The organism is Leptotrichia sp. oral taxon 221, assembly GCF_018128245.1.
Classification (GTDB): Bacteria; Fusobacteriota; Fusobacteriia; order Fusobacteriales; family Leptotrichiaceae; genus JABCPH02.
In genome coordinates, this window is the sequence record NZ_CP072378.1 from 689,257 (window position 1) to 702,109 (window position 12,853).

General features: G+C 27.9%; 10 protein-coding genes. All 10 read left to right on the top strand.

Annotated elements, in window-relative coordinates:
• Nucleotides 1–249 precede the first annotated feature (249 nt).
• The 10 genes from typA to rsmH all read left to right on the top strand — a co-directional run bounded on the left by typA (nucleotide 250) and on the right by rsmH (nucleotide 12,850).
• Nucleotides 250–2,073, top strand: coding sequence for a translational GTPase TypA (typA, locus tag J4863_RS03135; RefSeq protein WP_211619009.1), 1,824 nt, complete (start codon nucleotides 250–252; stop codon nucleotides 2,071–2,073).
• A gap of 242 nt (nucleotides 2,074–2,315) precedes the next feature.
• Nucleotides 2,316–2,507, top strand: coding sequence for a 50S ribosomal protein L32 (rpmF, locus tag J4863_RS03140; protein WP_211619010.1), 192 nt, complete (start codon nucleotides 2,316–2,318; stop codon nucleotides 2,505–2,507).
• A gap of 198 nt (nucleotides 2,508–2,705) precedes the next feature.
• A complete protein-coding gene (locus tag J4863_RS03145) occupies nucleotides 2,706–3,611 on the top strand; it encodes a hypothetical protein (protein WP_211619011.1) in 906 nt (301 codons plus the stop codon).
• Between the two features lie 20 nt (nucleotides 3,612–3,631).
• A complete protein-coding gene (gene mltG, locus J4863_RS03150; RefSeq protein ID WP_211619012.1) occupies nucleotides 3,632–4,582 on the top strand; it encodes an endolytic transglycosylase MltG in 951 nt (316 codons plus the stop codon).
• Nucleotides 4,583–4,603: 21 nt separating this feature from the next.
• Nucleotides 4,604–5,980, top strand: a complete 1,377-nt coding sequence (gene tilS / locus J4863_RS03155; protein ID WP_211619013.1) for a tRNA lysidine(34) synthetase TilS — start codon at nucleotides 4,604–4,606, stop codon at nucleotides 5,978–5,980.
• On the top strand, nucleotides 5,970–8,240 hold the full coding sequence (gene ftsH, locus J4863_RS03160; RefSeq protein ID WP_211619014.1) for an ATP-dependent zinc metalloprotease FtsH: 2,271 nt from the start codon (nucleotides 5,970–5,972) through the stop codon (nucleotides 8,238–8,240). The genes tilS and ftsH overlap by 11 nt, the downstream gene beginning before the upstream one ends.
• Before the next feature lie 499 nt (nucleotides 8,241–8,739).
• Entirely contained in the window at nucleotides 8,740–9,384 is a 645-nt protein-coding gene (locus J4863_RS03165; protein ID WP_249111567.1) for an ankyrin repeat domain-containing protein, read from the top strand.
• Between the two features lie 56 nt (nucleotides 9,385–9,440).
• Nucleotides 9,441–11,147 (top strand): phosphoenolpyruvate--protein phosphotransferase, encoded by a 1,707-nt coding sequence (ptsP, locus tag J4863_RS03170; protein WP_211619016.1) that lies wholly within the window; start codon nucleotides 9,441–9,443, stop codon nucleotides 11,145–11,147.
• Nucleotides 11,148–11,227: 80 nt separating this feature from the next.
• Nucleotides 11,228–11,782 (top strand): DJ-1 family glyoxalase III, encoded by a 555-nt coding sequence (locus J4863_RS03175; RefSeq protein ID WP_211619017.1) that lies wholly within the window; start codon nucleotides 11,228–11,230, stop codon nucleotides 11,780–11,782.
• A gap of 141 nt (nucleotides 11,783–11,923) precedes the next feature.
• Nucleotides 11,924–12,850, top strand: coding sequence for a 16S rRNA (cytosine(1402)-N(4))-methyltransferase RsmH (gene rsmH, locus J4863_RS03180; RefSeq protein WP_211619018.1), 927 nt, complete (start codon nucleotides 11,924–11,926; stop codon nucleotides 12,848–12,850).
• Nucleotides 12,851–12,853 lie beyond the last annotated feature (3 nt).

Here is a 12,853-nt window from a genome sequence, read left to right on the forward strand (position 1 = left end):
GGACAAAATAATTTTCAATTTATGATACATTCCTATTCTATTTTTTCCATAAAATTTCTAAAGTAATTTTTTCTTTAGAAAAAAGTTTAAACAAAAAATAAAAATGTATTTTTATTTTTTTAAAAAATATGTTATAATACTCTATAAAATTATGAATTTTAAAATTTTTTTGATATTAATTTTATAAAATTTAAAAGATAGAAAAATATTAAGGAGGAATATAGGCGATAAAGTTCGCTTGAAACGAGAATGAGTAATAAAATAAAAAATATAGCAATAATTGCTCACGTAGACCACGGTAAGACAACATTAGTGGATGCGTTATTGAAGCAATCAGGAACGTTTGGAGAACATGAAAAAGTTGATGAAAGAGTAATGGATAGTGATGATTTAGAAAAAGAAAGAGGAATAACAATCTTTTCAAAAAATGCGTCAATTCATTATGGTGGTTATAAAATAAATGTAGTAGATACTCCAGGACATGCTGATTTTGGTGGAGAAGTACAAAGAATCTTAAAAATGGTTGATTCAGTGTTGTTATTAGTAGATGCATTTGAAGGAGTAATGCCTCAAACTAAATATGTATTGAAACAAGCATTAGAACATGGTTTGAGACCAATTGTTGTTGTAAATAAAATAGATAGACCAAATTCTGATCCAGATGCTGTTGTTGATTCTGTATTCGATTTATTTGTTGAATTGGGAGCAAATGACGCACAATTGGATTTCCCAGTAGTTTATGCTTCTGCAAAAAATGGATTTGCTAAACTTGAATTAGAAGATGCAGATAAAGATATGAAACCTTTATTCGAAATGATTTTAAAACACGTTGAAGATCCAGAAGGTGACGAAAACGAACCTTTACAAATGCTAATTACTAATACAGAATATGACGAATATGTAGGTAAATTGGGGACAGGAAGAATTTATAACGGAAAAGTTGAAAAAAATGGCGACATAACTTTAATTAAAAGAGACGGAGAAATGGTAAACGCTAAAGTTACTAGAATTTATGGTTATGATGGATTGAAAAAAGTGGAAATGGAAGAAGCATCAGCTGGAGATATCGTAACTGTGGCAGGAATTGAAAAAATTGATATAGGAGAAACAGTTGCAGATAGAAATAATCCAAAACCACTTCCATTAATTGATATTGATGAACCTACATTAGCAATGACTTTTGTTGTAAATGATTCGCCATTTGCTGGAAAAGACGGAAAATTTGTAACGTCTAGAAACATTTTGGAAAGATTACAAAAAGAAGTAAATCATAATGTAAGTATGAGATTAGAAATGACTGATTTGCCAGATGCCTTTATAGTTAAAGGAAGGGGAGAACTTCAATTATCAATATTATTAGAAAATATGAGAAGAGAAGGATACGAGGTAGCTGTATCTAAACCAGAAGTAATTTATAAAGAAAAAAATGGACAAAAAATGGAACCTATAGAATTGGCAATTATTGATGTTGCAGATGAATTTGTAGGAGTTGTTATTGAAAAATTAGGATTGAGAAAAGGTGAAATGGTAAATATGGTTCAAGGAACAGATGGTTATACTAGACTTGAATTTAAAGTGCCTTCAAGAGGATTAATTGGATTTAGAAATGAATTTTTAACAGAAACTAGAGGTACAGGAATTTTAAATCATTCATTCTTTGAATATGAACCATTTAAAGGTGAAGTAACTGGAAGAAGAAGAGGAGTTCTTATTGCAATGGAATCAGGAACAAGTTTAGGTTACTCATTGAATAACTTACAGCCAAGAGGAATTTTATTTATTGGGCCTGGTGTAGAAGTATATGAAGGAATGATCGTTGGAGAACATTCAAGAGAAAATGATTTAGTTGTAAATGTTTGTAAAGGGAAAAAACTTACAAATATGAGGGCAGCTGGAAGTGACGATGCAGTGAAATTAGCACCTCCAAAAGAATTTACACTTGAATTGGCATTAGAATATATTGAAAATGATGAGTTAGTTGAAATTACACCAAACTTTATTAGATTGAGAAAAAAATATTTGAACGCTAACGAAAGAAAAAAATATGAAAATGGAACTACAAGTAGAGTTTAATTTGAAATTTTAATTTGAGAAATCATTAATTTAAAAGATGGTAAAAGTTTTTTATTTTATTTTTAAAAATAAGAAAAAACAAAAAACAAGATATTATAAAAATAAAATATGAAAAAGTAGAAAAAGACTTGACAAATAAAGACTTATTTATTATAATATCTTGTATAATATTTTAAAGAAAGCAAATTGCATAAATATGCTTACTTATTACATACCAATTATTGGAAAGGAGTCGGTAAACAATGGCAGTACCTAAGAAAAGAACTTCAAAAGCAAAAAGAAATATGAGAAGATCTCATGATTCAATTTCTGCTCCAAGCATTATCGTAGAAGCTGATGGAACAGTAAGAAGACCTCATAGATTAAATTTAAAAACAGGAGTATATAGAGGTAGACAAATTTTAGCAACTGAAGAAGAAACAACAGTTGAATAATAATAGAGCAAGATATGAAGGTCTTGCTTTTTTATTTATAAATTCTATTAATAATCGTCTTGGTTATATTTTTTTTATTTTATCAGCAATTCAATAAGAGATATTGAAATTTTTATTATATCACTAGAAAAATACTACTTTATAAAAAATTGTATGTGTGTTATAATTGTAAAAAATTATATTAAAAAGGTGATAATTTTGAGAAAAAATAAAATAATTAATTTATTAATTTTTATTTTGATTTCAAACGTTTTATTAGCTGAAAATAGTAATAAAAAAAAGAAAATTTCAGATGAAGCAGTAAAGGTTGAAATAATTATTAATAAAAAAGATGAATCAAGCAGGAATGATTATCTTGAAGAAAGTAATAATGAAGAAAGAGAAGCAGGATACATCTATTTAGATGAAGACGATACAGATGTAAAAGAAGTAAAAAAAGAAAATAAGGTAATTAATAAACTTGATAAATTTATTAGGAAAATAGATGAAAAAGTTAATCCGACATTGAAATTTTATGTACCAGCATCTTATGGAACTTGGTATTTGATAAAAACAACAGATCCTCAAGAAGCAAATTTTCAAAATGTAAGATATAATTTTGCACAAGAAATGAATGGTTACAGAATTACAAGAGATTATTTTATTCCAGCGAACCAAATTTGGGTTGAAAATAATGAAAGAGCTTGGATTAAAGAAGAGAGAGGGAAAGTTTATTTAAGTACAGAGGCTAAATTATTTAAGAGCTTTAAAAATGAAATTCTTTTTTTTGATAGAAAATACAAATACATGGTTATAAGGTATCAAGATACAGGAGTTGTTAGAGTGTTTTCAAGAGAGCCAGACGATGATGTAGATTTGGAAGGAAATGAAAAGTCTGAGTACGAATCAATCTTAAAAGTGATTCCAAATTTGAAAGATGTAGAATATGATACTACATTGAGAAATGATGAAATTGAAAAATCAAGGAAAGAGTATATTGAACAGGAAAGAGCAAGATTGATTGAAGAAGAAATTAATGCGGATCCAGAGAAATTCTTTCAAATAGATACGGGTATAAAATCAAAAACAAAAAAAATTAAAGAAAAAAAATCTAAAAATAAATAATAAAAATGTATTGGAGAGTTATGAAAAAATTACTTAAAATATCGAATATTGTTATTTTTATACTTTTAATGATGTTTCTAATGTTCTTTTTAAGTTTTTTTATTGGGAAAAAAGAGTATAAAAATGTGCATGTAAATGTAAAAAAAGGAACAACATTTCAACAAATTTATAAAGAGTTGAAATTAAATTATGGGATAATGGATAGATTGTATTTGAAAACAAAAGGTAAAAATACAAATTTAAAAATTGGAACTTATAAATTTGATGGGAAGTTTTCAAAATATGAAATTATTAGAAAAATAAAAAATAGTGAAACTAATGGAATAAGATTGACGATTCCTGAAGGATTTACAACAAAACAAATATATGAAAGAATGGATGCGTTGGGATTAGGTTCAAGAGAAGAAATAGAGAATGTATTGAAAACCGTAGATTTTCCGTATCCACATGAAGGAAATAATTTTGAAGGATATTTTTATCCAGAAACTTATATTTTTAATGAAAATGTAACGACTGAACAAGTAGTAAAAACTATCTTAAATGAATTTTTGAAGAAATTTCCTCCAGAAAAATATCCAAATAAAGCAGAATTTTATAATAATTTGAAATTGGCATCTATTGTAGAAGCTGAAGTTCCAAATAATGCTGATAAATCTAAAGTTGCAGGATTATTTAAAAAACGTTTAGAAAAAGGAATGAGATTGGAATCGGATGCGACATTGAAATATGAATTGGGAAGACAAGCGTTAAGAGGTGAATTGAAAAATACAAACACACCATATAATTCGTATAAAACAAAAGGGTTACCACCAACTCCAATTGGAAATCCACCTTATGAAACAGTAAAAATTGTTGAAGATGCTGTTGGAGGCGATGACTTATTTTTCTTTACTTATAGAGGAAAGACTTATTATTCGAAGACTCACGAAGAACATCTGAAAAAGAGAAGAGAAAGTGGGCAATTAAAATAATTTTAGGAATAGGGAAGAAAAATGCTGGATTTTAAAAGATTTTCAAAGCAACTAAAAAATTTAAAAAGAGAAGAAATTATAAAAAAAAATGATAAAATATTAATTGCTTTTTCTGGTGGACCAGATTCAGTATTTCTATTTTATTTATTGAGTTATTTGAAAAGTGAGTACAATCTTGAATTAGCATTAATGTATGTAAATCATAATTTGCGATCAGATGTTGATAATGATTTAAATTTTGTGAAGGATTTTTCTAAAAAAAATGATGTAAAATTGTATATTGAAAGCGTTGATGTGAATAGTCATTCAAAAAAAATGAAGAAATCCATCGAGTTAGCGGCTAGAGAATTGAGATACGAAGCATTGGAAAAGGTTTTTCAAAAAGAAGGATTTACGAAAATAGCAACAGGTCATAATTTAGATGATAATGTGGAGACCTTTATTTTTAGGCTTTTGAGAGGAACGTCTATTAGAGGGTTGAAAGGGATACCGAGAGTTAGAAAGAATATAATTAGACCGATATTACAATTTGAAAAAAAAAATATTGTTAATTTTTTAGAAGAATTGAATCAAAAATTTATTATTGATTATACAAATAATGAAATTGATTATACGAGGAATTTTATTAGGAATGAGGTTTTTCCTAAATTTATCCAAATAAATCCGAGATTTAAAGACAAGATTAATAATTTGATTTTAGAAATAAATGATAGAGATAAAAATGTGAAAGTTCAAAATGTTGAAGTGAGCATATCGAAGGATAAGTTCGTTCGATATCTTGAAAATGAAGGTGTTAAAGAGATTTCAAGAGAGAAAATTAATAAAATTTATGAAATTATTTTTAATAAAAATGGATTGATAGATTCAAAGGGTTCGAAGGAATTTTATTTGGGAAATGGTAAAATTTTGCAAAAAAAATATGGGCAATTAAAAGTAGTTGAAAAAGAAGAAAAAAAAGATTATAATATTGAAGTGATTATTAAGAAAAATCAAAGTGTTGAGTGGTATAATTACGAGATAATATTGTATGAAAATTTTGAAATTTTTGAAAAAGAATTTTTGAAAAAAAATAGTCAAGAATATAATTATTATGAGATAGAATCAGATTTAGAAATAGGTAAATTAGTCGTTAGAAGTAGAAAAGCTGGAGATACAATATTAGGTAAAAATTCTGAACATCAAAAAATAAAAAAAATTCTAATAGATGAAAAGATACCTAAGTGGGAGCGTGATAAAATTCCAATTATTGAAAATATCAATGATGTGGAGGATGGAGATAAGAGAGAAATCTTATTAGTTTTAAATATAAAGAGTTCTAAATTTTTGAAAAAAGTAGAATTTAATATGTTAGGAAAAGAGAAAAGAATATTGATAATAGGGAGGAAAGATGGAAGATAAAAACAGAAATGATATAAAAAGAAGATTAGAAGAGTTACGAAAAGAAAATAACAGAAAAAATGATTCAAAAGATGACGGTAATAAATCACCATTTGGATCACCATTAGTATTTTTTACAATTATATTAATAGCGTTTACATTTATTTTCTATGGGTCAATACAAGAGTATTTTCAACCAAAGAAAAATATAACGTATAGTGAATTTGTAAATAAAATTAAAGATGGAAGTTTTAGTGAAATTCAAGAAAAAGATGACAGATTACTTTCGAAAGTTAGAGAAGGAAATCAAGATGTGTATTATTACACAAAAAAGATAACTGAAAGAGTGGGAAATGACCCAATAATTGTCCAAGCAATAGCTAATAACAAAGTAAAAGTTACATCTTTACCACCATCAGGAAGTGGATTATTTATGGCACTTTTAATTAATTTATTACCAATGGTGTTAATGATTGGACTAATGGTTTATCTTGCTAAAAAAATGATGGATGGTTCTCAAGGCGGACCTGGAAATATGTTTGGATTTGGTAAGTCTCGTGCTGATAAAATGGATAAAAAACCAGATGTTAAATTTGATGATGTTGCTGGTGTAGATGGAGCTAAAGAAGAATTAAAAGAAGTTGTAGATTTCTTAAAAAATCCAGAAAAATATACAAAAGCTGGAGCAAGAGTTCCAAAAGGAGTTTTATTATTAGGAAGACCTGGTACTGGAAAAACATTACTAGCAAAAGCAGTAGCTGGAGAATCAGGAGCATCGTTCTTTAGTATTTCAGGATCTGAATTTGTAGAAATGTTTGTCGGAGTTGGAGCTTCAAGAGTAAGAGACTTGTTTGAAAAAGCTAAAAAATCTACTCCATCAATTATTTTTATAGATGAAATTGATGCTATCGGTAGAAGAAGAAGTGCTGGGAAAAATAGTGGAAGTAATGATGAAAGAGAACAAACTTTAAATCAATTATTAGTTGAAATGGATGGATTTGATACTGATACAAAAGTTATAGTTTTAGCTGCTACAAATAGAGAAGATGTGTTAGATTCTGCATTATTAAGAGCAGGTAGATTTGATAGAAGAGTAACTGTTGATGCACCTGATTTACAAGGTAGAATCGCTATTTTAAAGGTTCATTCTAGAAATAAAAAACTTGCAGCTGATGTAAGATTAGAAGATATTGCGAAAATAACTCCAGGATTTGTTGGAGCAGATATTGCAAACTTATTAAATGAAGCAGCAATTTTAGCAGCTAGAAGATCTTCTGACACAATTACAATGGAAGATTTAGATGAAGCAGTAGATAAAATTGGAATGGGTCTTGGTCAAAAAGGTAAGATTATTAAACCAGAAGAAAAAAGATTGTTGGCATATCATGAAGCAGGACATGCTGTAATGACAGAGTTAACACCAGGAGCAGATCCAGTGCATAAAGTAACAATTATTCCAAGAGGAGATGCAGGTGGATTTATGATGCCGCTTCCTGAAGAAAAATTAGTTACAACAAGTAGAGAAATTTTAGCTGAAATTAAAGTTTTATTCGGTGGTAGAGCTGCAGAAGAATTAGTGTTAGAAGATATTAGTACAGGAGCATATTCTGATATAAAACGAGCAACTCAATTAGCAAGAACATATGTTGAAAGAGTTGGAATGAGTAAAAATTTAGGACCTATAAATTTTGAAAATTCTGAAGAAGAATTCTCATTTACTACGAATAAAAGTGATGAAACTGTTAGAGAAATTGATTTAGAAATCAGAAAAATATTAACAGATGAGTATTTAAAAACTTTAAATACTTTAAGAGAAAATAGAGAAAAACTTGAAAATGTAGCACAGTTATTATTGAAAAAAGAAACTATAACAGGAGAAGCTGTAAGAAAAATAATTGCAGGAGCTACATTTGAAGATATTTTAGCTGAAGAAGCACAAATTTCAGAAAAGAAAGATGAGCAACAATTTCAAGAAAAAATATTGGAAACTGTTGAAGAAGTAGATGAAATTGTTGAAGAACAAGATAATACAAAAGAAACAGAAGAATTGAAGACAGAAATTGAAGAAAATCAGCAAGATATAATAAAATTAGAAGAAGATATCGTTGAAGATTTAAAAAAAGAAAAAGAAAATTCTGAAGATCCTGAAAGTTCAGATGAAGATAATTCAGATGATTCGAATAATTCAGATGATTTTGATAATGGAGATACTCCAAAACAGCAAGAAGAAAATGTGGAAAAGAAAGAGAAAAAAATAGATATTCCAGATTTTATGAAATAATTTTTAAAAAGTTTATTTTTGATTGATAAAAAAGATAAATTATTTTTTAAAAAGCAAAAAGATTTAGTAAGAAGAGAATGTAAAATATAGAAATTAATTGAGAACTCTCCAAATGAAAGTTTTTTAAGGTAGTGATTTAAATGAAACTTGATAAACTGTAAAAATGGAGAGTTCATTGTTTATTTAGTGTAAATTGATTTAATAGGAAGGTAGTAAGAAGTCTCCAACTTCCAAAAATCAGAGTAGTTCACTAAAGATTCATAAAAAATATAAATGTTTTGTAAATTTAAATAATTAACAAATTATGTATTTTTTATATTTGTTGTGAAAAAAAAATCACAAAATATTTACACTTTCAAAATCATGTGGTATAATTATAGTGAGGTAAGATATGAGATGTCTAAAATTAAGAAATAGGTTTATTTTTTTTTCAGTAAAATTGATAATTTTTTGTTTATTCTTTATACAACTACAAAGTTTATTTTCATACACTAGAGATTTGGAATTAGTTACTTTAAAAAAGGAAATAGATGAAAAAGAGAATGAATTAAAATTATTATTCAATGCGATTAGGAAAAAAAATAATAAATATGTTATTTATAGGATGGATTTAAGAGAAAATACACTAAGAAAGTCACCTAATGAAACTAAAATAAATAGAAGTGAAGTTTATGGTCCGTTAGATGATGACATATATACCTTGATAGGACGAAAAGAATTAATCAATGTTAATGAAAAAAGCCTAGATGGATATACACCTTTAGTTGTTGCGATTGAATCTAATAATAATGATTTAGTTAAAATATTTTTAGAAAATAATGCAGATTTAAGAGTTAAGCATCCAATTTTAAATAGGACTGTGTTAGGAACAGCTGCCTATTATGAAAATTTGGAAGCAGCAGAGCTATTATTGAAAAAAAATCCTCGATTAATCAATATTAAGAGTCAATATGATGGTTGGAATGCACTTCAAGATGCAACTTTAAAATCGAATACAGAAATAGTGAAGTTATTATTAAAATATGGAGCAAATCCAATGCAGAAAGATAATCATGGAGGAGATGCAATGGATATGGCAACTGATTTTGGAAAAGGTGAGATAGTAAAATTGTTTAGAGATAGTATAAAATCTAAGCGGAAATAATTGATATTCTAAATAAATTTGTTTTTTATAAAATATTATATATAGAGGAGAAGAATATGAAAAGATTAACAGGAATTGGAGCTTCAGAAGGAGTAGCTATAGGGAAAGTATTACTTTTTACAGAAGAGGAAATGATTATACCAGAAGTAAAAGATGAAAATTCAACAATTGAAGCAGAATTAACAAAATTAGAAGATGGTTTAAAAAAATCAAAAACTCAACTAATTGCTATTAGAGAAAAAGTAAAAGAAAAAATGGGTGAAGATAAAGCAGCGATTTTTGATGGTCATATAATGCTTCTTGAAGATGAAGATTTGATCATGGAAGTAGAAGATAAAATTAAAGGTGAAGGATTACCAGCAGCAAAAGCTTTACATGATGGAATTAATGAATATTGTGAAATGATATCAAAATTAGATGATCCTTATTTAAGAGAAAGAGCTGCAGATTTACAAGATATAGGTAAAAGATGGTTGAAAAACTTATTAGGTATTAGAATAAAAGATTTAAGTGACTTAGAGCCTAATACAGTAGTTGTAACTTATGATTTGACACCATCAGATACAGCTCAATTAGATTTAGAAAATTGTGTTGGTTTCTTGACTGAAGTTGGTGGAAAAACAGCTCACTCAGCTATAATGGCTAGATCATTGGAATTACCTGCAGTAGTTGGAATTAAAGGTGTTCTTAATGAAGTGAAAGAAGGAGAAACAGTAATTATGGATGGAGAAGAAGGAGAATTATTCTTAGATCCTTCACCAGAATTAATTGCAGAATATGTTGCTAAAAAAGAAAAATTAGCTGCAGAAAAAGAAGAATTGAAAAAATTAATTTCAGAAGAAGCAGTTACAACTGATGGAAGAAAAGTAGATATTTGGGGGAATATCGGAAGTCCTAATGATGTTGATGCTGTAATAGCTTCAGGAGCAACTGGAATTGGATTATATAGAACAGAATTCTTATTTATGAACTCTGATCACTTCCCAACAGAAGAAGAACAATATGAAGCATATAAAGTTGTAGTTCAAAAAATGCAAGGAAAACCAGTTACAATAAGAACAATGGATATCGGTGGAGATAAAGAATTACCTTATTTAGACTTACCAAAAGAAATGAACCCATTCTTAGGATATAGAGCAATCAGAATTTCATTAGAAAATAAAGATATGTTCAAAACACAATTGAAAGCAATCTTAAGAGCGTCTCATTATGGTCAAATAAAAATTATGTATCCAATGATAAGTTCTGTTAATGAAATAAGAAAAGCTAATGAAATTTTAGAAGAATGTAAAAATGAATTAGATGAAATTGGTCAATTGTTCGATAGAAATATAAAAGTTGGAATAATGGTTGAAACTCCATCAACAGCAATTATAGCTTACAAATTCGCTAAAGAAGTAGATTTCTTCTCAATTGGAACTAACGATTTAACTCAATATTTCTTGGCTGTAGATAGAGGAAATGAAATGGTATCAGCTTTATATAACTCATTTAACCCAGCAGTATTAGAAGCTATTCAAAAAGTAATTGACGCAGCACATAATGCAGGTATTAGTGTAAGTATGTGTGGAGAATTTGCTGGAGATAAAAAGGCTACTAAATTATTATTAGGAATGGGACTTGATTCATTCAGTATGAGTGCTTCATCAACATTACAAGTTAAGAAAATTATTAGAAGCAGTAGTTATGCAGAAGCTCAAAAATATAGAGATATTATCTTACAACAAGATACACCAGCAGAAGTATTAGAAAAATTGTTATAATTTAAAGTAAATAAATATAAGACCTGATTTTTTCAGGTCTTCTTGCTTTTATGAAATTAGATTTTAAGAGGAGAATAAATATGGAAAGAAAAAAAGTTGCGTTATTTTTAACTAATGGATTTGAAGAATTAGAGGCATTGGCACCAGTAGATTTGATGAGAAGAGCTAATATTGAAGTTAATACGATTTCTATAAATCAGGAAAAAGAAGTAGTAAGTTCTCGTAAGATTACTGTATTGGCAGATAAAATAATAAAAGATGTGAATTTTGATGAATATGAAATGGTAGTTTTACCTGGGGGACCTGGGACAAAAAATTATTTCGAATCTAAAGAAGTTTTAGAAATAGTAAAAAAGTTTGCTGAAAATAAAAAAGTTGGAGCGATTTGTGCAGCACCGACTGTGTTGGCTTCGTTAGGAATATTGGAAAATAGAAAAGCAATCTGTTTTCCAGCATGTGAACCTGATTTAGAACAAGGGAAAGCTATTTTGACTAGAGAAGCAGTTGTTAAAGATGGGAATATTATTACAAGTAGAGGAGCAGGAACAGCTATAGATTTTGGGTTAGCTTTAATTAAAGAACTTTTGGGGGAAGAAATTTCTGAAAAGATTGGAAAAGAAATTGTTTATTATTAATGTTTTTATAAAAAAATACAGTTTTATCGTGTTTTACGTTTACAAAAAATTAAACTTATGGTACAATACTTATTATAATTAATACGGTAGTCAAATATTTATAGATAGAATATAGAATAAAAGAAAGGAAGGAGGTCTTAAGTGGATTACCATAAGCCCGTTTTGTATGATGAAACAATTGAAAATATAATAACTGACGGAAGAGCTGTTTATGTAGATTGTACTTTAGGTGGTGGCGGACATACGGAAGGAATTTTAAAAAATTCTTCAGCAGATTCTAAAGTTATAGGGATAGATCAAGATATAGAAGCAATTAATTTTTCAAAAGAGAGATTGAAAGATTATAAAGATAAATTAGAGATGTTTCAAGATAATTTTAAAAATTTAGACACTGTGATTTATTTAGCTGGATATGATAAAGTAGATAGAATTTTAATGGATATAGGAGTTTCGTCCAATCAATTGGACAATGTTGAAAGAGGATTTTCATATAGATTTGAAGCAAAACTTGATATGAGAATGAACAAAGAATTAGAGGTTAGTGCTTACGATGTTGTAAATAAATTTTCTGAAAAGGAAATAGCAGATATCATTTATAAATATGGAGAAGAGCCAAAATCTAGAAGAATTGCTAGAAATATAGTTGAATATAGAAAAAATAAAGATATTGAAACAACTACTGAATTAGCAGATATTGTTATAAAATCTATAGGAAAAAGCATGAAGAGACATCCTGCTAAAAGGACTTTTCAAGCAATTAGGATATTTGTAAATAAAGAGTTAGAAGTACTAACAGAAACTTTAGATAAGGCAATTAATTTATTAAATCCAAAAGGAAGGTTATTGGTTATTACATTTCATTCTTTGGAAGATCGTATAGTAAAGGAAAAATTCAGAGAATTTGAGAATCCATGTACATGTCCTTCAGACATACCAATATGCGTGTGTAATAAAAAAAGTTTAGGTAAAGTAATAACGAGAAAACCGATAGTTGCAAAAAAAGAGGAGTTAGAAATGAATAATAGAGCACATTCGGCAAAATTAAGAATATTTGAAAGGGGTGAATAAAGG

Excerpts from the sequence above, each read along its gene's own strand:
- J4863_RS03175 (WP_211619017.1), top strand. The coding sequence starts at position 11,228 with ATGGAAAGAAAAAAAGTTGCGTTATTTTTAACTAATGGATTTGAAGAA.
- rpmF (WP_211619010.1), top strand. The coding sequence starts at position 2,316 with ATGGCAGTACCTAAGAAAAGAACTTCAAAAGCAAAAAGAAATATGAGA.
- mltG (WP_211619012.1), top strand. The coding sequence starts at position 3,632 with ATGAAAAAATTACTTAAAATATCGAATATTGTTATTTTTATACTTTTA.
- typA (WP_211619009.1), top strand. The coding sequence starts at position 250 with ATGAGTAATAAAATAAAAAATATAGCAATAATTGCTCACGTAGACCAC.
- ftsH (WP_211619014.1), top strand. The coding sequence starts at position 5,970 with ATGGAAGATAAAAACAGAAATGATATAAAAAGAAGATTAGAAGAGTTA.
- tilS (WP_211619013.1), top strand. The coding sequence starts at position 4,604 with ATGCTGGATTTTAAAAGATTTTCAAAGCAACTAAAAAATTTAAAAAGA.
- ptsP (WP_211619016.1), top strand. The coding sequence starts at position 9,441 with ATGAAAAGATTAACAGGAATTGGAGCTTCAGAAGGAGTAGCTATAGGG.